Annotated in this window: 20 protein-coding genes; 13 read left to right on the top strand and 7 right to left on the bottom strand. The window is 73.6% G+C overall.

Features of this window, described 5'->3' with window-relative positions:
• Positions 1–74 precede the first annotated feature (74 nt).
• A complete protein-coding gene (locus ACQEUU_RS21610; RefSeq protein ID WP_433068529.1) occupies positions 75–674 on the top strand; it encodes a TetR/AcrR family transcriptional regulator in 600 nt (199 codons plus the stop codon).
• Between the two features lie 17 nt (positions 675–691).
• Here the strand turns inward: ACQEUU_RS21610 and ACQEUU_RS21605 are convergent, their stop codons facing one another.
• Complete coding sequence (locus ACQEUU_RS21605) at positions 692–1,516, bottom strand: MBL fold metallo-hydrolase (protein ID WP_433068527.1); 825 nt, start codon at positions 1,514–1,516, stop codon at positions 692–694.
• A gap of 168 nt (positions 1,517–1,684) precedes the next feature.
• Here ACQEUU_RS21605 and ACQEUU_RS21600 point away from each other — a divergent pair, with 168 nt between their 5' ends.
• Complete coding sequence (locus tag ACQEUU_RS21600; RefSeq protein ID WP_433068525.1) at positions 1,685–3,130, top strand: PLP-dependent aminotransferase family protein; 1,446 nt, start codon at positions 1,685–1,687, stop codon at positions 3,128–3,130.
• Positions 3,131–3,138: 8 nt separating this feature from the next.
• Here the strand turns inward: ACQEUU_RS21600 and ACQEUU_RS21595 are convergent, their stop codons facing one another.
• Complete coding sequence (locus ACQEUU_RS21595) at positions 3,139–4,488, bottom strand: FAD-binding oxidoreductase (RefSeq protein WP_433068523.1); 1,350 nt, start codon at positions 4,486–4,488, stop codon at positions 3,139–3,141.
• Positions 4,489–4,701: 213 nt separating this feature from the next.
• On the opposite strand from ACQEUU_RS21595, the gene ACQEUU_RS21590 reads away from it, so the two are divergent.
• From ACQEUU_RS21590 to ACQEUU_RS21580, 3 genes are all read left to right on the top strand, one after another.
• The gene (locus ACQEUU_RS21590; RefSeq protein WP_433068521.1) at positions 4,702–5,040 is read left to right on the top strand and encodes a YciI family protein; all 339 of its coding nucleotides are present in this window, start codon (positions 4,702–4,704) and stop codon (positions 5,038–5,040) included.
• Positions 5,040–6,230: an RNA polymerase sigma factor gene (locus ACQEUU_RS21585; protein WP_433068519.1), complete on the top strand. Its 1,191-nt coding sequence runs from the start codon at positions 5,040–5,042 to the stop codon at positions 6,228–6,230. The genes ACQEUU_RS21590 and ACQEUU_RS21585 overlap by 1 nt, the downstream gene beginning before the upstream one ends.
• A 70-nt stretch (positions 6,231–6,300) precedes the next feature.
• A complete protein-coding gene (locus ACQEUU_RS21580) occupies positions 6,301–6,702 on the top strand; it encodes a VOC family protein (RefSeq protein WP_433068517.1) in 402 nt (133 codons plus the stop codon).
• On the opposite strand, the gene ACQEUU_RS21575 is transcribed toward ACQEUU_RS21580, so the two are convergent.
• The 3 genes from ACQEUU_RS21575 to ACQEUU_RS21565 are packed head-to-tail and all read right to left on the bottom strand — an operon-like array spanning position 6,696 to position 9,933.
• The gene (locus tag ACQEUU_RS21575) at positions 6,696–7,142 is read right to left on the bottom strand and encodes a response regulator (RefSeq protein ID WP_433068516.1); all 447 of its coding nucleotides are present in this window, start codon (positions 7,140–7,142) and stop codon (positions 6,696–6,698) included. The two genes, ACQEUU_RS21580 and ACQEUU_RS21575, sit on opposite strands and share 7 nt — an antisense overlap.
• The gene (locus ACQEUU_RS21570; protein WP_433068515.1) at positions 7,139–8,761 is read right to left on the bottom strand and encodes a sensor histidine kinase; all 1,623 of its coding nucleotides are present in this window, start codon (positions 8,759–8,761) and stop codon (positions 7,139–7,141) included. The genes ACQEUU_RS21575 and ACQEUU_RS21570 overlap by 4 nt, the downstream gene beginning before the upstream one ends.
• Positions 8,758–9,933, bottom strand: coding sequence for a PP2C family protein-serine/threonine phosphatase (locus ACQEUU_RS21565; protein ID WP_433068513.1), 1,176 nt, complete (start codon positions 9,931–9,933; stop codon positions 8,758–8,760). The genes ACQEUU_RS21570 and ACQEUU_RS21565 overlap by 4 nt, the downstream gene beginning before the upstream one ends.
• A 230-nt stretch (positions 9,934–10,163) precedes the next feature.
• Here ACQEUU_RS21565 and ACQEUU_RS21560 point away from each other — a divergent pair, with 230 nt between their 5' ends.
• Positions 10,164–11,156, top strand: a complete 993-nt coding sequence (locus tag ACQEUU_RS21560) for an NADPH:quinone oxidoreductase family protein (RefSeq protein ID WP_433068512.1) — start codon at positions 10,164–10,166, stop codon at positions 11,154–11,156.
• A 47-nt stretch (positions 11,157–11,203) separates the two neighbouring features.
• Here ACQEUU_RS21560 and ACQEUU_RS21555 read toward each other — a convergent pair whose 3' ends face one another.
• On the bottom strand, positions 11,204–11,809 hold the full coding sequence (locus ACQEUU_RS21555; protein WP_433068511.1) for an AAA family ATPase: 606 nt from the start codon (positions 11,807–11,809) through the stop codon (positions 11,204–11,206).
• A gap of 341 nt (positions 11,810–12,150) precedes the next feature.
• Complete coding sequence (locus ACQEUU_RS21550) at positions 12,151–15,261, bottom strand: BTAD domain-containing putative transcriptional regulator (protein ID WP_433068509.1); 3,111 nt, start codon at positions 15,259–15,261, stop codon at positions 12,151–12,153.
• A gap of 133 nt (positions 15,262–15,394) precedes the next feature.
• Here ACQEUU_RS21550 and ACQEUU_RS21545 point away from each other — a divergent pair, with 133 nt between their 5' ends.
• From ACQEUU_RS21545 to ACQEUU_RS21515, 7 genes are all read left to right on the top strand, one after another.
• Complete coding sequence (locus ACQEUU_RS21545) at positions 15,395–15,808, top strand: YciI family protein (protein WP_433071928.1); 414 nt, start codon at positions 15,395–15,397, stop codon at positions 15,806–15,808.
• On the top strand, positions 15,805–17,040 hold the full coding sequence (locus ACQEUU_RS21540; RefSeq protein WP_433068507.1) for an RNA polymerase sigma factor: 1,236 nt from the start codon (positions 15,805–15,807) through the stop codon (positions 17,038–17,040). Before ACQEUU_RS21545 ends, ACQEUU_RS21540 begins: the two co-directional genes overlap by 4 nt.
• 126 nt (positions 17,041–17,166) lie before the next feature.
• Positions 17,167–17,892, top strand: coding sequence for an SDR family oxidoreductase (locus tag ACQEUU_RS21535; protein ID WP_433068505.1), 726 nt, complete (start codon positions 17,167–17,169; stop codon positions 17,890–17,892).
• The gene (locus ACQEUU_RS21530; protein WP_433068503.1) at positions 17,889–18,389 is read left to right on the top strand and encodes an SDR family NAD(P)-dependent oxidoreductase; all 501 of its coding nucleotides are present in this window, start codon (positions 17,889–17,891) and stop codon (positions 18,387–18,389) included. The genes ACQEUU_RS21535 and ACQEUU_RS21530 overlap by 4 nt, the downstream gene beginning before the upstream one ends.
• Positions 18,382–19,338 (top strand): sigma-70 family RNA polymerase sigma factor, encoded by a 957-nt coding sequence (locus ACQEUU_RS21525; RefSeq protein ID WP_433068501.1) that lies wholly within the window; start codon positions 18,382–18,384, stop codon positions 19,336–19,338. The genes ACQEUU_RS21530 and ACQEUU_RS21525 overlap by 8 nt, the downstream gene beginning before the upstream one ends.
• Before the next feature lie 189 nt (positions 19,339–19,527).
• Positions 19,528–19,872, top strand: a complete 345-nt coding sequence (locus tag ACQEUU_RS21520; RefSeq protein ID WP_433068500.1) for an ArsR/SmtB family transcription factor — start codon at positions 19,528–19,530, stop codon at positions 19,870–19,872.
• Between the two features lie 68 nt (positions 19,873–19,940).
• Positions 19,941–21,560, top strand: coding sequence for a SulP family inorganic anion transporter (locus ACQEUU_RS21515; protein WP_433071926.1), 1,620 nt, complete (start codon positions 19,941–19,943; stop codon positions 21,558–21,560).
• Positions 21,561–21,628 lie beyond the last annotated feature (68 nt).

Genomic DNA, 21,628 nt, shown 5'->3' with positions numbered 1-21,628 from the left:
GTGCCCTCCTCTGAACATCGGTCAGATTTTTGACCGTATGGTCAGAGGATACGCGACACGATACCGTCGTGCCCATGGCAGCAAGGCGAACGACGCCGGGAGCTGAGGACAGGCCGCTCAGCTTCATCGAGCAGACGCGGCGTGCCCAGCTCATCGAGGTCACGATCCGGCTGGTGGCCGAGCACGGCTACGCCGCCGCCTCGCTGGCACGGATCGCCCAGGCCGCGGGCATCACCAAGGGTGCGGTGCTCTACCACTTCGCCTCCAAGGACGCGGTCGTGGCGGCGGCCCACGCGCAGGTGCTGGACGCGCTGGTGGCCGACGTCGGGGCGGCCGTCGAGGCCGTGCCCGCCGATCAGGCTCCGGCCGCGTACGTGCGACGGATGATCGGGCACCTGGCCGAGCGCCCCGACCACGCCCGGCTGATCGTCGAGGCGATGCTCCACCACGGCCGCCCCGCGCCGGAAGCCCGCTGGAAGCCGCTGGCCGCCCTGCTGCGGGACGCCCGCGAGGCCCGGGACCTGGGCCCCGGGCCCGATCCGCGCACCCTCGCGCTCATCACCGGCGGGGCGATCGACGCCATCGTCGGCGAGCACCTGCGGGACGCCGCCTATGACGCCGGGGCGGCGGCCGAGTCGCTCATCGAGATGGTCGAGGCCGCCGCCTTCGGCTGAGCGGGCGGCCGGGACCGTCAGCCTCCCGCCCGCTCCCCGCCCGCCAGGCGCTGGAGCTGTCCGGCGTGCACCTGGCTCACCCACTCCCAGCCTGGCGCGGCCGACGGGCCGATGCGCGGGTCGCTGAAGGGAAGGCCGTCACGCAGGGCGAGCACGTACGCCCGATCCCGCTCGATCCGCGCCCGCGCCTCGCCGGCTCCGCCGACGGACCCGTGGCCGGGCACGACCACGTCGACGCCGTCCGCCACGCCCTCCAGCAGTCGCAGCGCGGAGAGGTAGTCCCCGATCGGGTCGGCGGCGTCCAGGTCGAGCATCGGGACCAGGACATCGGAGAGCATGTCGCCGGCGACGAGAACCCCGCGGTCCTCGACGAACAGCGCCGCGTGGCCCGGAGCGTGCGCCTGGTGCTCGATGATCCGGACCTCCGGGCCGTCCCACGGCACCCGCGTCGTCCCGGCGGGCAGGCCGTCGATGAGCCCGAGCAGGTCCAGCGGGACCTGCCCGGCGATCTCCGTGTCGAGCAGGTGATCGGCGATGCGGTCCTTGGCGTCCGGGTCGGACAGCTGATCACGGACGGCGGCGGCGCAGCGGGCCGTGCCGTGCCGGGGGGCCTCGCCGAGCCGGGGATGCCAGAGCAGGTGGTCCCAGTCCGGATGCGTCGAGAAGCCCGCCACCACGGTCCGCCCCGAACCGGACAGGTCGTCGGCGAGACAGGCCAGCTCGTGGTCCTGCACCCCGGGATCGATGAGCAGCACGCCGGCCCGGCCGTGCACGACCACGGCGTTGCTCCGGACGAACGCGCTCTCGTGGACCAGCACACCCTGCGCGACCTGTCTCAGCACGGGCTCGTCTCCTTCCCGGCCGTGGTCCGTGGCTCGGTGTCGTTCACGCGTCGCCTCCTGCGATCCGCTTGCGGTCGATGCCGTGGTCGAAGAGAGCCGGCTCCCCTGGACCGCGGCAGGTCCACTGAGCCTGGCAGGAATTGGTACACGCCGGTAAGGTCCGACTTCGTGGACCGATCGAGGACCAATTCGGGGCCGGCCGAGGACCTGCTCATCGAACTGGACCGGGAGGCGGGGGTGCCCCTGCACCGGCAGATCGAGTCGTCCATCCGCACCGGCATCCGGGCCGGCCGGCTGCGATCGGGCACGTCGCTGCCGCCCACCCGCACCCTCGCGGCCGGGCTCGGGGTGTCCCGCGGGGTGGTCGTGGAGGCCTATCAGCAGCTCGTGGCCGAGGGCTACCTCACCAGCCGGTCGGGCGGATACACCCGGGTCGCCGCGCCCGCGCCGCCCGCCGCCGGGGCGGGCTCGGCTCCGACGGCGCGGCCACCCGTGCGCAGCACCGGTTCCGGGGCGGGCTTCAGGATCGACTTCGGGTACGGGCGCACCGACGTGTCGCGGTTCCCCCGGGCCGCCTGGCTGCGCTCGGTCCGGGCCGTGCTCACCGCCACGCCCAACGACCGGTTCGCCTACCTCGACGGCCGGGGCGTCCCGGAAGTGCGTGAGGCCCTGTGCGACTACCTCAACCGGGTCCGCGGCACCTCGTCCGTCCCGGACGCCATGGTGATCTGCAACGGCTACGGGCAGGGCATCTCGCTGCTGATCCAGGTGCTCGCCCGGCGCGGCGCGAGAAGGATCGCCCTGGAGGATCCGTCGTCCGACGACGACGCCCGGGTGCTGGCCCGCGCCGCCGGTCTGGACGTGGTCGGCGTCCCGGTGGGCCCGGACGGCGTCCGGGTCGACGCGCTCCACCGGACCGACGCCGACGCGATCGTGCTCACCCCGTCGCACCAGTGGCCCACCGGGGCGGTGCTGTCGGCCGCGGCGAGGGCCGAGGTGATCGCCTGGGCCGAGCGCCGCGGCGCGATCGTGATCGAGGACGACTACGACGCCGAGTACCGCTACGACCGGTCGCCGGTGGGCGCCATGCAGGGCCTGGCGCCCGATCACGTCGTCTACTGCGGCACGGCCAGCAAGACGCTCGCGCCCGGGCTGCGGCTCGGCTGGATGGTCGTGCCTGCCCGCCTGGCCGCCGACGTCGCCGACGCCAAGATGCTCGCCGACCGCGGCTCGCCGGTCATCGACCAGCTCGCGTTCGCCGACTTCCTCGCGCGCGGCGAGTTCGACCGCCACCTGCGCCGGATGCGTCCGGTGTACCGCCGCCGCCGCGACGCGCTGCTGCACGCCCTGCGCACCCACCTGCCCGATCTGGAACCGGCCGGGGTCGCCGCCGGGCAGCACGTGGTCGCCTGGCTCCCGCCCGGCCTCGACGAGGCGGCGGTGGTGACGGCCGCCGCCCGGCACGGGCTCGGCATCCACGGCGTCGGCCCGTACCGGATCGCCTCCGCCGGGCCGGGCGGCCTCATCTTCGGCTACGCCGTCCTCGGCGAGAGCGCCATCGCCGAGGGGGTCGCGCTGCTGGCCAGGGCCATCAGGGAGGTACGGGGGCGCTGACCGGCGCGTCAGCGTGCCGGGCGGATGTTCTGGTTCAGGTGGAAGACGTTGGCCGGGTCGTAGGCGGTCTTCACCGCGGTCAACCTGGCCAGCTTCGCGGGCGAGAAGGCCCGCCGCATCCCACCCCGCCCGTCGGCCAGTTCGTCGGCCGTCAGCGAGTTGACGTACACCCCGCTCGCGTACGGTTCGAGCGACGCGCCGGCGGCGCGGGCGGCGGCCATCCTGGCCTCGTCCTCGGCCGGGTCGGTCCAGCGGGCGCCGGCGCCGAACTCGAACATCGTGCCGCGGTGGCTGAACGCCGTGTCCGCGTCCGGGATCTCGGCGATCGCGCCGCCGTGCGCCTGCAGGCCGACGGCCGGCAGGCGCGGGCTCGCGCTCAGGTCGGCGGCGCCGCGCAGCAGGAACGCCTCGATCGCCGCGGTGGGGAATCGCCCCAGGTAGTGGGCCTTGGCGTAGCGGCGGTAGGCGTGGCCGCCCGTGGAGTCCTCGCGTCGCTGGAGTTCCAGGTAGGACGGGGTGGTGACGCGCGTGGCGACGGGACGCCCGAGCGCCCGCATCGCGGGGAGCAGCCGGCGGCCCTCGTCCGGGTCGCCGACCCACACGAACCCCAGCGTGGCGATCGGCCCGGCGGGACCGCCGGCGACGCCGGCGGTGAACGTCGCCTGCCGGGGCGCGACGGCGTTCAGGTCGCGCCAGCCCTCGATGACCGGCACGGCGTCCTCGGCGCGGAAGTCGAACTCGGCGACCAGCGTCCGCGTGCCGGTGCGGTGCAACTGGAAGGCGAACTCGGTGACGACGCCGAAGTTGCCGCCGCCGCCGCGCAGGGCCCAGAACAGGTCGGGGTGCTCGGCGCGGTTCGCGGTCACGACCTCCCCTTCGGCGGTGACCAGCGTGCAGGAGACGACGTTGTCGCAGGTCAGGCCGTACTGGCGGGCCAGCCAGCCCATGCCGCCGCCGAGCGTGAGCCCGCCGACGCCGGTGTGCGAGACGTTGCCCGCGGTGGTGGCCAGGCCGTACGCCTGGGAGGCCCGGTCCAGCGCGCCGAGCAGCGCGCCGCCCTGCACCCGGGCCCGGCGGCGGGCCGGGTCGACCCGCACCCCGCCCATGGGCGTCAGGTCGATCATGAGCCCGTCGTCGGGAACGGCGAAGCCCGCCGCGTTGTGGCCGCCGCAGCGCACCCCGATCTCCAGGTCCAGTTCCCGGGCCAGCCGCACGGCGGCGACCACGTCGGCGACGCCCGACGCGCGGACGATCATGCGCGGACGCCGGTCGATCATGGCGTTCCAGACGGTACGGGCGGTGTCGTAGCCGGCGTCGCCGGGGGTGAGGAGCCGGCCGTCGAAGCGGGTCGTCGTCATGCCCCTCAGCCTGGCGGGAATCGGTACCCGGGATAAGGGCCGATTCGGGCACCGACCTGAGGACCGATTCGGAGCCGGGGACGCAGGGCGGTCCCGGGACGCCACACTGGAGGGCCGGACGCCGGGGCGAGCACGGCGGCCGTCCGGGCCCGGTCCGGCTGTCGATCCGGGCGGCGGCCGTTCGTCTGAGAGGTGAGAGAGAGGATTGAGACGATGAAGCAGTACCTGCTGAGCATCTACGAGCCCGACGGCGACCCGCCGCCGCCCGAGCTCCTCGACCCCATCCTGAAGAGGCTGGACACGCTCAACGAGGAGATGCGGGCGTCCGGCGCGTGGATGTTCGGGATCGGCCTGCACCCGCCGTCCACCGCCACCGTGCTGCTGGCCCAGGACGGCGACGTCCTCATGACCGACGGCCCGTACACCGAGGGCAAGGAGCACCTCGGCGGTTTCACCGTCGTCCAGGCGCCGGACCTGGACGCGGCGCTCGACTGGGGCCGCCGGCTGGCCGAGGTCGTCGGCCTGCCGATCGAGGTGCGCCCGATCATCTGATGGACATCGAGCGCGTCTTCACCGAGGAGTACGGCCGGGCGGTGGCCGTGCTCACCCGCGTGTTCGGCGACATCGACGTGGCGGAGGAGGCGGTCCAGGACGCGTTCGCCGTCGCGGTCCGGCGGTGGCCCGAGGACGGGCCGCCGCCTTCCCCCGCCGGCTGGATCATCACCACCGCGCGCAACCGCGCCATCGACCGGCTGCGCCGCGAGGCCGCCCGCGCCGGCAAGCACGCCCAGGCCGCCCTGCTGCATGCCCGCGACGAACCCATCGAGGAGGGGCCCGTGCGCGACGACCGGCTACGCCTGATCTTCACCTGCTGCCATCCGGCGCTGTCCAGGGCCGCGCAGGTGGCGCTGACCCTCCGGCTGCTCGGCGGCCTCGACACCGCCCAGATCGCCCGCGCCTTCCTGGTGCCGGAGAAGACCATGGCGCAGCGGCTGGTGCGCGCCAAGGGCAAGATCCGTGACGCGCGCATCCCGTACCGGGTCCCGCGCGAGGCGGACCTGCCCGCCAGGACGCGGTCGGTGCTGGCCGTCATCTACCTGATCTTCAACGAGGGGTACGTGGCGGGCTCCGGCGAGCGTCTGGTGCGCGCGGAGCTGTGCGCGGAGGCGATCCGGCTGGGACGGCTGCTGGTGGAGCTGATGCCGGACGAGCCGGAGGCGCTCGGGCTGCTGGCGCTCATGCTGCTGCTGGAGTCGCGCCGCCCGGCCCGCACCACCCCCGACGGCCGGCTGGTCCGGCTCGCCGACCAGGACCGGCGGCTGTGGGACGAGGACCTGGCCGAGGAGGGCCGGGAGCTGGTGCGCCGCTGCCTGCGCCGTGACAGCCCGGGGCCGTACCAGATCCAGGCGGCGATCAACGCCGTGCACAGCGAGCCGCCGACCGACTGGGCGCAGGTGGTGGCGCTGTACGACCTGCTGATGGCCGTCGCGCCCAGCCCGGTGGCGGCGCTCAACCGCGCCGTCGCCGTCGCCGAGGTGTCGGGCCCGGCGCGGGCGCTCGACCTGGTCGACGCCCTCGACCTGGCTCCCTACTACCTCTTCCACGCTGTACGCGCCGACCTGCTCCGACGGCTCGGCCGGGTGGAGGAGGCGGCTCAGGCGTACGAGGAGGCGATCGCCCGCACCGGGAACGAGGCGGAACGGGCGTTCCTCAACGAATCCCGCGCGTCGCTCACTCCGTGAGCCATTGCGGAACGGAATGTTCCTCAACGGCTCCTAGTGTCGTTCCTACCGACGACAAAGGGAGCAGCACATGTTGCGTGGACTCGCGAACATCAGCTACTGGGCCGACGACCTGGAGGCGGCCAAGCGGTGGTACACCGAACTCCTCGGCGTCGAGCCGTACTTCCACCGCAACGGCCCCGACGGCCGGCTCGGCTACACCGAGTTCCGCGTCGGCGACCACCAGGACGAGATCGGCCTCATCGACGCCGCCTGGAGGCCGCACGGCCCGGAGCGCGGCGGCGTGGTCGCGTACTGGCACGTCGACGACGTGCGGGCGGCCTACGAGCGGCTGCTGGCGCTGGGGGCCGAGAAGCACCAGGGGATCGTCGAGCGGGGTGAGGGATTCGTGACGGCGTCGGTGGTCGACCCGTTCGGCAACATCATCGGGGTGATGTACAACCCGCACTACGTGGAGGTCGTCGGCTACTGATGCCGCCCGGGGAGGCGGACGACCGTGACGAAGAACTCGTCGATCTGCCGTATCACGGCCATGAACTGGCTCAGATCGACGGGTTTGGTCACGTAGGCGTTCGCGAACAGCTTGTAGCTGCGCAGGATGTCCTCCTCGGCGGAGGACGTGGTGAGCACCACCACCGGGATGGCGCGCAGCTCCGGATCGCTCTTGATCTTCTCCAGGACCTGCCGGCCGTCGTACTTCGGCAGGTTGAGATCCAGCAGGATGAGGTCGGGGCGCGGCTTGCCGACGTGCTCGCCCCGCTGGTAGAGGAAGTCGAGCGCCTCCAGTCCGTCGCGGACGACGTGGAGGTTGTTGCCGATCTTGTTGTCCTCGAACGCCTCCCGCGTGATGAGCTCGTCGCCGGGGTCGTCCTCGACGAGAAGCACTTCAATGGGCTGTCCGGTGGGGCTCATACGCGGGGTCCTTCTGAGCTGGCTGTGGCGGCCGCGAAACGGGCCTCCGACGAAAGCGTGTCAGAACGAAGCGTAAAGCAGATCCTGGTCCCCTCGCCCTCGTACGTGGTGTCCAGCCAGATGCGGCCGCCGTGGTTCTCCACGATTTTCTTGCACATCGCCAGGCCGATGCCGGTGCCGCCGTAGGCCTCGCGGTTGTGCAGACGTTGGAAGATGACGAAGATCTTGTCGGCGAACTCGGCGTTCACGCCGATGCCGTTGTCGGTGACGCAGAAGCGCCACTCGTCGTCCTCCACCTGCTCGCACCCGATCCGGATGACCGGCGGCCGCTCCGGGTGGCGGAACTTGACGGCGTTGCCGATGAGGTTCTGCCACAGCATGGTCAGCAGCATCGGGTCGCCGGTGATCTGCGGCAGGTTGTCCGGACCCTCGACCGTCGCGCCCGACTCGTCGAGCCTGGCGGACAGGTTGTCCAGCGCCTTGTCCAGCTTGAGCCGCAGGTTGACGGGCCTGCGCGCGTCGTACAGCCGGCCCACCCGCGAGTAGCTCAGCAGGTCGTTGATCAGGCCCTGCATACGGGTGGCACCGTCGACGGCGAAGTGGATGTACTGCCGGCCCCGGTCGTCGAGCACGTCCACGTACCGCTTCTCCAGCAGCTGGCAGAACGTGGCGATCTTACGCAGCGGCTCCTGGAGGTCGTGCGAGGCGACGTACGCGAACTGCTCCAGCTCGGCGTTGGAGCGGCGCAACTCGACCGCCTGGGCGTCGAGGTCGGCCGCCTGCTGGCCGAGCGTCGCCTCGTGGTCGCGGGACACCTCCAGCGCGGCCAGGATCTTGCTGCGCATCTCGTCCACGTCCAGCGCGACCTCACGGATGTCGGACGGGCCGTGGGCCGGGATCGGGTGGTCGAAGTTGCCCTCGGCGACCTCCCGCGAGGCCATCCGCAGCTCGTCCAGCGGCTGGACCACGGCACGACGCAGCAGCACGGCCATCGACAGACCGGCCACCAGGAACATCACCACCATCGCGATGAACATCCAGTCGCGCAGCCGCTGGGCCGCCACGAGCTGGTCGCGCGCCTCCTGACGCGACTGCGTGAGGCTGTCGTTCAGGGTGCCGAGCAGCACCCGGATCCGGTCGAACTCCGGCTGCCCCACTTCCATCTCCGCCGTGGTGATCGGCCGCTCGGCCTGCCGTTCCGCCATGAGCGGCTCGGCGTAGTCGCGCCGCCAGCCGGCGGCGGCCTGCCGGATCTCGTGGAGCTGGGCCAGCAGCTTCGGCTGGTCGCCGACGAGCTCCTCAATGCGCTCGTACAGCCGCCGCTCGTCGGCGACGCCGCTCTCGTACGGTTCGAGCAGCTCCCGGTTGCCGGTCAGGAGGAAGCCCCGCACGCCCGTCTCCTGGTCCAGCAGCGAGCCCTGGAGCTCGGCCGCCTCGATCTTGGCCGGGGAGATGCGGTCGACCAGGTCGCCCGCGAGATGGGTGGTGCGCTCCAGCATCACGGCGCCGACCACGCCGAAGATCATGACCACCACGGTGATCGCCGCGAGCATCAGCAGGAACCACTGATGAACCGTCAGCCGCCGCCAGCCCGTGTCGGACACGGAACGGTCGATCACGCCGTCTCCTTCCAGCGCAGGTGGACCACCGCGACGTCGTCGGCGGAGGCGTCGGCGGCGGTGGCCGCCTCGGTGCCGGCGATCAGCGCGTCCACGAAGTCCTCGCCATACAGGTGGGCGTGCTCGCGCGCGACGTGGAGCAGGCCCTCCTCGCCCAGCATCCGCATGCCCGCGCCGGGCAGGCGGCGCTCGAACAGCCCGTCGGTGAACAGCGTCAGCCCGCCGCCCGCGGGCAGCTCCAGCGAACTCTGCTCCCAGTCCGACTCCAGCGGGAGCCCGAGCGCCGGGCCCTGCCCCGGCTCCGCCCAGGTGACCGCGTCGCCGGAGTGGACCAGCAGGCCGGGATGTCCGGCCCGCCACACCCGCACCGTGCGCTGGTCGGGCTCCAGCGCGAGCGTCGACATGGTCACGAAGATCTCGTCACCGCCGCGTTCGGCCCGCAGCACCCGCTCCAGCTGGCGGAGCAGGGCCGTGCCGGTCACGCCGCTGAGCACGAGCGTGCGCCAGGCGATGCGCAGGCAGACGCCGAGCGCGGCCTCGTCGGGGCCGTGGCCGCACACGTCGCCGATCATGGCGTGCACGACCTTGTCGTCGTCCTCCACCACGTCGAAGAAGTCGCCGCCGAGCGTGCCCGACGTGCGGCTGGCGCGATAGCGGGTGACCACCTCGATCGGCATCTGCTGCAGCAGCGGCGTGGGCAGCAGCCCGCGCTCCAGGCGGGCGTTCTCCTCGGCGCGGATGCGTTCGGCGTGCAGCGCCACGGACGCCTGCTCGGCCTGCTTGCGCTGCATCGCGTAGCGGAGCGTGCGGCCGAGCCACTCGGCCTCGACGCGCCCTTTGACCAGATAGTCCTGGGCGCCCGCGGTGACCGCGGCCAGCCCCGCCTGCTCCTCCGCCAGCCCGGTCAGCACCACGACCGCCGCGTCGCCGCTCGCCTCCCGCATCGCCGCCAGCGCCGACAGGTCGCGCGCGTCGGGCAGGCCCAGGTCCAGCAGCACGCACTGGGCTCGCAGCCGCGCCAGCAGCTGCCTCGCCTCGTCGAGCGACCTGGCCCACTCCAGGCGCACCGCCAGGCCACTGTCCTCGAGCAGCTCCCGCACGATGAACGCGTCCTGGGGGTCGTCCTCGACGAGGAGCACCAACGGCGGGTCGGGTTGATCCGCAGCGATCATTCCGGCACCGCCACCCTTTCCAGACAGCGCCGAGCGGCTGTCGTCCCTCTTCTGGTTGACGGACAGTGCCCGGACCGCGGCTCGCCACACGCGGAACCCGGGCCCATCCGGTAACGATCTGGACTCAGCATATGGGCTCAACCTACCTGCAAACCGCAGTAGGGAAGGCCGTTGATCACGGTGCTAGCTTGGGCGCCCAGTGCCGATACCGGGCCGGAGAGGAGAGGGCCGTGCTCGCTCTGCGTTGCCATGACACCAGCGATCTGACGACGGGGCTGACCGTGGAGGAGATCCCCGAACCGGCGCCGGGACCCGGCCAGGTGCTGGTGCAGGTCCAGGCGGCGTCGGTGGAGTTCGTCGACACCCTGATCGCCAGAGGCGGCTACCAGGTCGCCCTGCCCGTTCCGTTCACGCCCGGGTTCAACGCCGCCGGCGTGGTCCGCGAGGTGGGGCCGGGGGTCACCCGGTTCGGCGTCGGCGACCGGGTGCACGGAATGGTCCCCGGCGCGTTCGCCGAACGCGCCCTCGCCGGCGAGGGGCAGCTGCGGCCCACCCCCGCCGGGCTGAGCGCCGACCTGGCGTGCCTGACGGGCACCACCTACCGCACCGCCTACGACGCTCTCGTCTCCACAGCGCGGCTGCGGCCCGGCGAGGACCTGGTGATCCTGGGCGCCTCCGGAGCGGTGGGCAGCGCCGCCATCACCATCGGCAAGGCGCTCGGCGCCCGGGTGGTCGCCTGCGCCTCCACCCCGGGGAAGCTGGAGTTCTGCCGCGCCCTGGGCGCCGACGAGCTGGTCGAGTACACCCGGCCCGATCTGAAGCAGACGCTCAAGGACGTGTGCGGCGGCAGCGCCGACGTCGTGCTCGACCTGGTCGGCGGCGACTTCTCCGAACCCGCCCTGCGGGCCGTCGGCTACGGCGGCAGGTTCGTGGTCGTCGGCTTCGCCGCGGGGTCGATCCCCCGGGTCCCGCTCAACCTCGTGCTGCTCAAGGGCTCGACCATCACCGGGTACGAGATCGGCGACTTCGAGCGTCACCACCCCGGCCAGGCGCGGGCGAACCGCGACGAGCTGGAGGCCATGTTCGTCGACGGCCGGGTCAGACCGCCGATCACCGGCCGCTACCCGCTGCGGGACGCGGCGGCGGCGATGCTCCTCGTCGCCGGGCGCGACAAGTACGGCATGACGATCCTGGAGATGGCCGTGCCGGGCCCGTCCGCCTGACGGGGACGTGATCCGGCAGCGCGTCCTCGCGTGGGAGGCACGGTGACCTAGGTCGGCCCGGTGTGCGGGGCGTCGCCGGGTGTGAGCGTGGGCCACCGGTCCGCGGCCCACTCCGGCCAGCCCGGCCACCCCGGCGGCGGACCGGGGATGTCGCCGCCGGCGAGTTCGGCCGCGTCCGGTGCCTGGAACCGCTTCCGCCATGTGTCCAGGTCCGCCTCGCTCATCGGGAACGTCGTGTGCGGTGCGGTCGCCTGGCGGTGGGCGATCCTGGCACGCTGGACGGCCTCGCCGACGGGCAGGTAGACGACGTGGCAGGCCGCCCCGGCCGACGCCGCCAGCCAGCGCAGCGCCGAGCGTTTCTCGCGGCTCCAGAGCCCGAAGTCGAGCACCACGCCGGTGCCCAGGCGCAGCGCCCGCAGGGCCAGTGCGATGAGGCGCCCTTCCAGGAGGTCGCGCTTGCCGTCGGGCTGCGACCCGTCGAACAGGGAGATCATCCACTCGTCCGGGGTCAGCCGCAGCGCGCGGTGCGCCGTGGCCAGCTCTTCGGCCCGGGTGGTCTTTCCGGCGCCGGGGAGCCCGACCATCAGGAACAGCCTGGCGGGTTCCGGCCGTACGTCATGGTCCGGTTCGCCGGCGACGGCGGGCTTGGACACGCGGGGAAAAGAGTCTTGGCGCGTTGCGGGGAACTGCTGCGACATGGACTGGTCTCCGGATCACGCGGGACGATCCGGCAGCACGGCGAGACACGCCACGGGGCTGCCGGCGGGACACTGATCCGGCGGTACACCGTGGCGCCGGCCCCAAGCGGGGGCTGGCCACGAGGCCGCGCTTCCGGGCGGCCGTGATACCGCCGCTAAGCGGCGGCGCGAATGTTCATGGCGGCGAAGCAACCCATGCCGCCACCGTAACCGATACCACCGACCCCCCTCCCGCACGGCCCCGCGACCGCCCTGTACGAGGAGGCACCCGAAGCCGCCGAGGCCCGGCGAACCCGTCAGCCCTGAGCCGGGCACGACTCCGGCTCAGGGTCCCGTCCGGCGAGCCGGGCGTCGCTCCGGCTCAGCGTCTCGTCGAGCCGGGCGCGGACCAGGGTGAGCGCGTCGTCCGCCGAGCCGTCGCGGCCCCGCGCGTACGCGGCCTCGTACCGCCCCACGCCCATGGCGGTGCGGAGTTCGGGCGCCAGGCGTACGAGGTCGTGGTCGAGTGCCTCAAGGGCGCCGATCAGAGCGTGGGCGGCGCCGAGCAGCTCCGCCGCCTCCGCCTCGCGGCCCAGGGACGCCAGAAGGCGGGTCAGGTGGGCGGCGGCGATGGCGGCCAGCGAAGAATCTCCCGCGCCGGCGTCGAAGGCCCGGGCCAGGCGCCGCGCGGCTTGGGCCGGGTCGTGGCGGTCCATGGCGAGCCGGGCCCGCGCGCAGGCGAGCGTGACGGCCAGGACCGGGTCCTCGGGCGGCCGGAGGTGCGCTTCGGCCTGCTCGTAGTGCGCCTGCGCGGCCGCCTGGTCGCCGTCGCGGCGGGCCAGGTCGCCCAGCGTCACACGGACGTGGACCTGCAGGCCGGCGGGAGCTCCCGGGAGCGCGGCCAGCGTCTCGAGCTCGGCGCGGGCCGTCGCGGTGTCGCCCGCGCGGGCGCGGGCCTCGGCCAGCCACACCCGCGGGGACGCGGCCTCGTCGGACGGGTCCAGTTCGCGCAGCAGCCGCACCGCCTCCTCCAGCGCGGCCGCCGCCTCCGCGTACGCGCCGCCGTTGGTCCGCACGTCGGCCAGCGACGTCAGCGCCCACGCCAGCCCGGCCCGCTCCCCCGTGGCGCGGAACCCGGCGACGGCCACCTCCAGGTCGTGGCCCATGCCTGCGGCGTCGCCGGCGTTCCCCCGCAGCAGGGCCCTGACCAGCCGCAGGGTGGCCCGGATCCAGGCGTCGGGATGGGCGAGCCCCCGCTCGATCGCCGGCAGCGCCGCCGCCGCGTCGCCGCTCGCGGCGGCCAGGACCGGCTCGACCAGGACGGCGAGCGGATGCTCCGGCGCCTCCAGCGGCGCCGAACGGCGGACGCGGGCGGCGGCCCGCGCGTCCATCTCCAGGCCCGCCCACGTGGTGGCCGCCAGCAGGTGGAGTGCGGCCACCACGGCCCTCGTCTCGGCGGGGGCGCGGCCGGGGGTGTCCAGAGCCAGGCGGGTCCAGGACTCCATGGCCGCCCGGTCGCCCCGTACCAGCCAGAACGTCCCCAGCGCCAGGCAGAGCCGCAGCGCCGCCGTGGCGTCGCCCGTTTCGTGGGCGAAGCGGAGCGCGGCGAGCAGGTTGTCGCGCTCCGCGGCCAGCCGGGTGATCCACCGGAGCTGCCCGGCCTCGCGCAGCTCCGGCTCGGCGCGGGCGGCCAGGCCGGAGAAGTGGGCGGCGTGGGCGGCGCGCACCCGGGTGAGCTCACCGTGCCCGATCAGCTCGCGCAGCCCGTACTCCCTGATCGTCTCCAGCATCCGGTAGCGCTCGCCGTCGAAGCGCAGCAGCGACCGGTCGGCGAGTGCCGCGAGCAGGTCCGGGCGGGCGGCGGCGACCGCTTCCGCGCTCTCCACGGTGATCCCGCCGGGGAAGGCCGCCAGCCTGCGGGCCAGCCGCCGCTCGTCGTCCTCCAGCAGGTCCCACGTCCAGGCGACGACCGCGCGCAGCGTGCGGTGACGCGGCTCGGCCGCCCGGCTGACCCCCGAGAGCAGGGCGAACCGGTCGTCAAGCCGGGTCGCCAGCTCCTCCAGCGGGAACGAGCGGAGCCGGGCCGCGGCCAGCTCGATCGCCAGCGGGAGGCCGTCGAGCCTGCGGCACACCTCCTCGACCAGGTCCGGGTCGCGCACCGTGAACCCGGCGCGGGCGGCCGCCGCCCGCTCGGCGAACAGCCGCGCGGCCGCGTCCGGCGCGAGCGGCGGCACCTGCAGCACCGTCTCCCCCGGCACGCCCAGCGGCTCCCTGCCGGTGGCGAGCACGCGCAGGCCGGGAGCGCGGCTCAGCAGGTGGGTGACGACGCGGGCCGCCTCGCCCGCCACCCGTTCGCAGCCGTCGAGCACCAGCAGCGCGTCGGGCAGCGCCTCGGCCACCCGGTCGAGCAGCCGTCCCCCGCCCGTCGCCGTCTCGCGCACCCCGGCCACCCGCGCCACGGCGGCGGCGACTCCGGCAGTGCTTTCCCGGCCGGACGGCCCGTGCGCGGCCTCGCCCAGCGGCGACAGCTCCACCAGCCAGGCCGCCGGGGCACGGCCGGCGACGTCGAGCGCCAGGCGGGTCTTGCCGACGCCGCCCGGCCCGGTGAGCGTCACCAGCCGCCCGGCCCGCAGCGCCTCGGCCGCCGCCGCCACGTCGTCCGCCCGCCCCACCAGGGGCGTGAGCGCCGCCGGGAGGTTGCCGGCGCGCGGCCGCGCCTCCTCGCGCAACAGCTCCAGATGGATCTCCCGCAGCTCCGGCCCGGGATCGGCGCCCAGTTCGGCGGCCAGCAGCCTGCGCGCGTCCTCGTACGCGGCCAGCGCCTCGGCCCGCCTGCCCTGCGCGTGCAGAGCCCTGATGAGCAGCCCGCGCAGCCGTTCCCGCAGCGGGTGCGCCGCCGCGAGGGCTTCCAGCTCGGCGACCAATCCTTCGGTCCGCCCGCCGGCCAGGGCCGCCTGCGCCTGGTCCTCGCGGGCCGACAACCGCAGCTCCTCCAGCCGCCGCCGCACCGGCTCCGGCACCTCGCCCGGCAGGTCGCCCCGCCACAGTGCGAGCGCCTCCGACAGCAACCGCAGCGCCGCCTCGGGCCGGTCGCGGGCCAGGGCCCGCCGTCCCTCGCCGGCCAGCCGCTCGAACCGGCGGGCGTCCACCGCGTCGGGCTCGACGTCCAGCCGGTAACCGCCGTCGGCCGAGACCAGCCGCCCGCCGGGCAGTGCCCGCCGCAGCCGGGACACCAGCGAGTGCAGCGCGTTGACCGGGTCGCCCGGCGCCCCGTCGGGCCAGAGCGCCTCCGCCAGCGCCTCCGCCGTCACCGTCCGCCCGGCGTCGAGCGCGAGCCGGGCCAGCAGGGCGCGCAGCCGCGCCCCGCCGACGGGCAGCCGCTCCCCGTCGGCCACGACCTCCACCGGCCCCAGAACGCGCACCCGCATGCCCTCCAACGTAGGCGCTCTGGCGTCCGCCCGGCGTTCGGGGAAGGATGTCGCGCGAACGTGTCCGGACCCGGGCAGGCGGCTCCGACGTCTCCGGTGAGAGCATCGAGAGAAGGAGAAGGCCGTGAAGTACATGATCATGCTGTACGGGTCGCAGCGGGACTACGACGTGCTGACGGGCAGGGCCGTCGACGGCCGGGCCGCCTGGACTCCGGAGGAGATCGGCGCCCTGCACGCGTTCATGGAGAAGTGGAACGACGCCCTGGTCGAGTCCGGCGAGTTCGTCGACGCCCAGGGACTCGACACCCCGGTCCACACCCGTCGCGTGCGGCTGCGGAACGGGGTGCCGGTCGTCACCGACGGCCCGTACGCCGAGACGCAGGAGGTCCTGGCCGGCTACACGATCGTGGAGTGCGACAGCTTCGACCGCGCGACGGAGCTCGCCGCCCGGCTGGCCGGCACCCCGCACCCCGAGCACGCCAGGCCGGACTCCGAGTGGTACGTGGACGTGCGGCCCATCCACGGCGGCGTGGACGAGATCGAGTGACCGGACCCGGCGGCGAGGGCCTGCTGCGTGAGCTGGCGCCGCAGGTCCTCGGCGCGCTCGTGCGCCGTTACGGACACTTCGACGCGGCCGAGGACGCCGTCCAGGAGGCGCTGCTGGCCGCGGCCGTGCAGTGGCCGAAGGACGGGGTCCCCGGCCACCCGCGCGGCTGGCTCATCACCGTGGCCTCGCGCCGGCTCACCGACCTGCTCCGCGCCGAGCAGGCGCGGCAGCGGCGGGAGGACGCCGTGGCCCGCGGGAGGCTGCCCGAGGAGTGGCTGGCCCCGCCGGCCGACCGGCCGCCGCGCGCCGCGGACGACACGCTCGTGCTGCTGTTCATGTGCTGCCATCCGTCGCTGCCGCCCGCCTCGCAGATCGCGCTGACCCTGCGCGCGGTGGGCGGCCTGCGCACGGCGGAGATCGCCCGGGCGTTCCTGGTGCCGGAGCCGACCATGACCAGGCGCATCTCCCGGGCCAAGCAGCGCATCAAGGACAGCGGCGTCCCGTTCGGCCTGCCGCCGGACGCCGAACGGGCCGGGCGGCTGCGGACGGTGCTGCACGTGCTCTACCTGATCTTCAACGAGGGGTACGCGAGCACGTCGGGGCCCCTGCTGCGGCGGGACGAGCTGTCGGCGGAGGCGATCCGGCTGACCCGCCTGGTGCGCCGGCAGGTGCCCGGCGATCCGGAGGTCACCGGGCTGCTGGCGCTCATGCTGCTCACCGACGCCCGCCGCCCGGCCCGTACCTCTCCTGACGGGGAGCTGGTCCCGATGGCCGAACAGGACCGCGGCCGGTGGGACGCGGCGCTGATCGCCGAGGGCGTCGCGCTCGTCGGCGAGGCGCTGCCGCGCGGCCCGACCGGCCCGTATCAGCTCCAGGCGGCGATCGCCGCCGTGCACGACGAGGCGCCCAGCGCCGCCGAGACCGACTGGCCGCAGATCGCGGCCCTGTACGAGGTGCTGCTGCGGGTGTCCGACACCCCGGTCGTCCGGCTGAACCACGCCGTGGCCGTGGCCATGACCCGAGGGCCGGAGGAAGGACTGCGGCTGCTCGACGGGCCGGCCGCCGACGACCGCATCGCCGGCGACCACCGCACGCACGCCGTCCGCGCCCATCTGCTGGAGATGGCGGGCGCGCGGGAGGCGGCGCGCACGGCGTACGAGGAGGCCGCCCGCCGCGCCGGGAGCCTGCCCCAGCAGCGCTACCTCAACGGCCGCGCGGCCCGGCTCGCGTAAGGGATGGCACGGAGGTCGTTCGACGAATCCGTGTCGGCGACCCGAACCGGGCCGCGGCGATGACTTTCGCGGTGAGCTCGCCTCTGTATCGGTATGAGCGCATCGTGCCAGTCACAGTCCACAGCGGTGGTCACAGGAGCGGGTCGCGGCTTCGGATCGGCGATCGCCGCCGCGCTGATCGACCAAGGCCACCAGGTCGTCGGCGTCGCGCGCACCGCCGCGGCGTTGGCGGACGTACGCCGGCGATCGGGTGCCGCGTTCGTCCCGGTGGTCGCCGACGCGACCGACCCGGAGACCGCCCGCACCCTGATCGAGCAGCACCAACCGACGCGGCTCGTGCTCAACGCGGGCGCGACACCCGTCATCGGCCCGGTACACGAACAGTCCTGGGAATCGTTCAGCCGCAACTGGCAGGTCGACACCCAGCACGCTTTCCATTGGATCCGCGCGGCACTGCGCCACCCGCTGACGCCAGGCAGCCTGGTGGTGGCGATATCCAGCGGGGCCGCCCTGAGCGGCTCACCGCTCAGCGGCGGATACTCGGGCGCGAAGGCGATGATCCGATTTCTCGCCGGTTACGCCGCCGATGAATCTCGCCGCGCCCAGCTCGGCATCGGCTTCGTCACCGTGCTGCCGCAGCTGACACCCGCCACCGAACTCGGCGCCGCCGGGGTCGCCGCATATGCCCAGCGGCAGGGGATCGACACCGACGCGTTCGCGGCGGCACTGCGACCGCTTCTCACGCCGGCCGTCGTCGGCGCCGAGATCGCGCGGCTGTGCCGGGACACCGACCGCCAGGAGGAGCACCGGGTGTACCGGCTCACCGGCCACGGGCTTCACGCGATGGCGTGAACAACCAGGAGGGGAAGGTCATGTTGCTGGAGAACAAGAATGTCGTCGTCTACGGCGCGAGCGGCTCGGTCGGCAGTGCGGTGGCCCACGGTTTCGCCCGCGAAGGTGCCAGGGTGTTCCTGACCGGGCGAAATCTCGACATCATCGACACGGTCGCGAAGAAGATCTCCGCTGCGGGTGGAGCGGTCGAGACCGCCGTGGTGGACGCCGGGGACGAGAGATCCGTGATCGAGCACCTGGACGCGGTCGTCGCCGACGTCGGCGGCATCGACGTGTCGTTCGACGCGATCGGGATCTCACCCGTGGGATTGCAGGGGACACCGCTCGCCGAACTGCCGGTCGAGAATTTCCTGCGCCCGGTCACCACCTATGCCCGGGCTCATTTCATCACCGCGAAGTCCCCATCGTCGACTGACCCCGACGAGTCCCGGCCGCCGAAACGGCGGCCGGGCATCCCACCCACCCCAGAATCGGCGGATCATCCACATCATGAGTGAAGCCAAGGCAGCCGACGACAAGGATTTCGGAAGGCTGAGCGAATCCTTCCGGCGTGAGCTGCTCGCCTACTGCTACCGCATGCTCGGCTCGGTCCACGAGGCCGAAGAGGTGGTGCAGGACGTCTACCTCGACGCCTGGCGTGCCTACGACGCGTTCGAGGGACGGTCGTCGCTGCGTACCTGGCTGTACCGTATCGCGACCCGGGCGTGTTTCAAGGCGCTGGAAAAACGTGGACGCAGGCCTCTGCCCGCGGATCTCGGCGCCCCCCAGACAGACCTGGACGCGGCGCTCGGCGCACACGTTCGGGAGGTGCCGTGGCTCCAGCCGATACCCGACTTCCTGTTCACCAAGGCACCGGCCGATCCGGCGACGGTCGTGGTCGAACGACAGACTGTGCGGCTCGCGCTGGTGGGAGCGCTCCAGCGGCTGCCGCCGCGACAGCGGGCCGTGCTGATTCTCCGCGACGTGCTCCAATGGCGTACCGCCGAGGTTGCGCGACTGCTGGAGACGACGACAGCGGCGGTCAACAGCGCGCTCCAGCGCGCCCGAGCCCAGGTTCCGCTCAGCCAGGACGACCTGACCGAACCCGCCGAGCCACGACAGCGGGCCCTGCTCGACCGGTACGTCACCGCCTTCGAGACCGCGGACGTCGATCAACTCGTCTCGGTGTTGACCGAGGACGCCAGATGGGAGATGCCGCCGATCGCGACCTGGTTCGAAGGCCGCGACACCATCCTCGCCTTCCTGGCCGAACAGCTGCGAGTGATCGGACCGGCCGCGCTCGTCCCCACCTCCGCCAACGGACAACCCGCCTTCGCGGTGTACGCCCTCGGCCATGACGGCGCACAACACCCACATGCGCTACACGTACTGACGCTCACGACCGAGGGCGTCTGCCGGGTCGTCGCGTTCCAGGGCTCCGGGCTGTTTCCCCTGTTCGGGCTCTGACATGGCCAACGGCGGGTCCGAACCGGTGGCACGTCCGCTTAGCAATTGCGAAGGTGCGCAATTAGTGAGATAGCATTGCCGTCAAGCGACGACAAGGGGTGGGACGTTGAGCGGGCCTTTCGCCACCGCCATCAGCAAGACCGCCATCAGCAAGCGAGCCCGGGCGGCGCGGGACGAGGAGGTGGCCCCGTGACCTCGGTGCCGTTGTACGAGGCCAAGGCCGAGCTCTTCCGCCTGCTCGGCCATCCCGTGCGGATCCGCGTCCTGGAGCTGCTGCAGGAGCGGCCCATGCCGGTGCGCGACCTGCTGGCCGCCATCGAGGTCGAGCCGACCGGGCTCTCGCAGCACCTGGCCGTGCTGCGCCGCTCCGGCATGGTGACCGCCCAGCGCGACGGCTCCACCGTCGTCTACTCCCTGGCCGGCGGTGACGTGGCCGATCTGCTGCGCGCGGCCCGCAAGCTGCTGACCCAGATGCTGACCGGGCAGCACGAGTTGCTGAGCGAGCTGTTGCGGGCGGAGACCAACCCCCGGTGAACCGTCTGCTCTCCTCGGGCCGGGCCCGCGTGCGCTCCCTCCTGCCGGTCCGGGCCGACCTGGCCGCGATGACCCGCCGCCCGCGCCGCGACCTGCTCGCGGGGCTCACCGTCGCGATCGTGGCGCTGCCGCTGGCGCTCGGCTTCGGCATCTCCTCGGGCATGGGCGCCGAGGCGGGGCTGGCCACCGCGGTGGTCGCCGGCGCGCTCGCGGCCGTGTTCGGCGGCTCCGGCCTGCAGGTGTCCGGGCCTACCGGGGCGATGACCGTGGTGCTGGTGCCGATCATGGCCCAGCACGGCGCCTCCGGCGTGCTGACCGTCGGCGTGCTGGCCGGCGTCCTGCTCATCGCGCTGGCGCTGGCGCGGGCCGGGAAGTACATGGCGCTGGTGCCGGCCCCCGTGGTCGAGGGCTTCACCATCGGCATCGCCTGCGTGATCGCCCTCCAGCAGGTGCCCGCCGCGCTGGGCGTGCCGACGCCGGAAGGCGAGAAGGTCGTCGTCGTGGCCTGGACGGCCGTGCTGGACTTCGCCGCCCGCCCGCAGTGGTGGGCGGTGGGCATCGCGCTGGCCGTCGCCGCGATCATGCTCCTCGGGGCGCGCCGGTGGCCGACGGTGCCGTTCTCGCTGCTGGCCGTGGTCGCCGCGACCGTCGCCGTCGCGCTGGCCGACCTGCCGGTGGCCCGGATCGGCGAGCTGCCCGCCGGGCTGCCGGCGCCGTCTCTGGGCTTCCTCGACCCTGCCGCGCTGACCTCGCTGATCGCCCCGGCGGTCGCGGTCGCCGCGCTGGCCGGGCTGGAGTCCCTGCTGTCGGCGGCCGTGGCCGACGGCATGAGCGTCAACCACAAGCACGACCCCGACCGGGAGCTGTTCGGGCAGGGTCTGGCCAACCTGGCCGCGCCGCTCTTCGGCGGCGTCCCGGCCACCGGCGCCATCGCGCGCACGGCGGTGAACGTCCGCTCCGGCGCCTCCTCCCGGCTGGCGTCGCTGGCGCATGCCGGCATCCTCGCCGTGATCGTCTACTCGGCCGCCGGTCTGGTGGCGAAGATCCCGCTGGCCGCGCTGGCGGGGGTGCTGCTGGCCACGGCGGTCCGGATGGTCGAGGTCGGCTCCGTCAGGGCGATGGTCCGCTCGACCCGCGGCGACGCGGCGGTGCTGGTGCTCACCGCGATCGCCACGCTGGTGCTCGACCTGGTCCAGGCCGTCGTGCTCGGCCTGCTCGTGGCGGGCGCGCTGGCGTTGCGGGCGATCGCGCGCCACGTGCGCCTGGACGCGATGCCGATCCACGACGACCTGCCCGGCGACCACACCGACCAGGAGCTGGCGCTGCTGTCGGAGCACATCGTCGCCTACCGGCTGGACGGGCCGCTGTTCTTCGCCGCCGCGCACCGCTTCCTGCTGGAGCTGTCGGAGGTGGCCCACGTGTCGGTGGTGATCCTGCGCATGTCCCGCGTCACCACCATCGACGCCAGCGGCGCGCTCGTCCTCGGCGACGCCGTCGCGCGGCTGCGGCATCGCGGCATCACCGTGTACGTCTCCGGCCTCAAGGACGGTCATCACAAGCCGCTGCGGGCACTGGGCGTGATCCAGCGGCTGGCCGACGAGGGCCGGGTGTTCGCCACGACCCCTGAGGCCATCGCCGCCGCCCGCGACCATCTCCACCGTGAGGGCCTGGTCCCCGCCGCCCGCTGAAGCCGGCCTTTCACCCGGAATCGACTGATCCCCGAGAGTCACTCGATCCTGAGTCTGTGGCTCGCTAT

Origin of the sequence: Nonomuraea sp. CA-218870 (genome assembly GCF_050936535.1) — a bacterium.
GTDB lineage: Bacteria > Actinomycetota > Actinomycetes > Streptosporangiales > Streptosporangiaceae > Nonomuraea > Nonomuraea corallina.
Note: the sequence above shows the minus strand (reverse complement) of the source record. Positions and strands in the feature narration are given on the sequence as shown.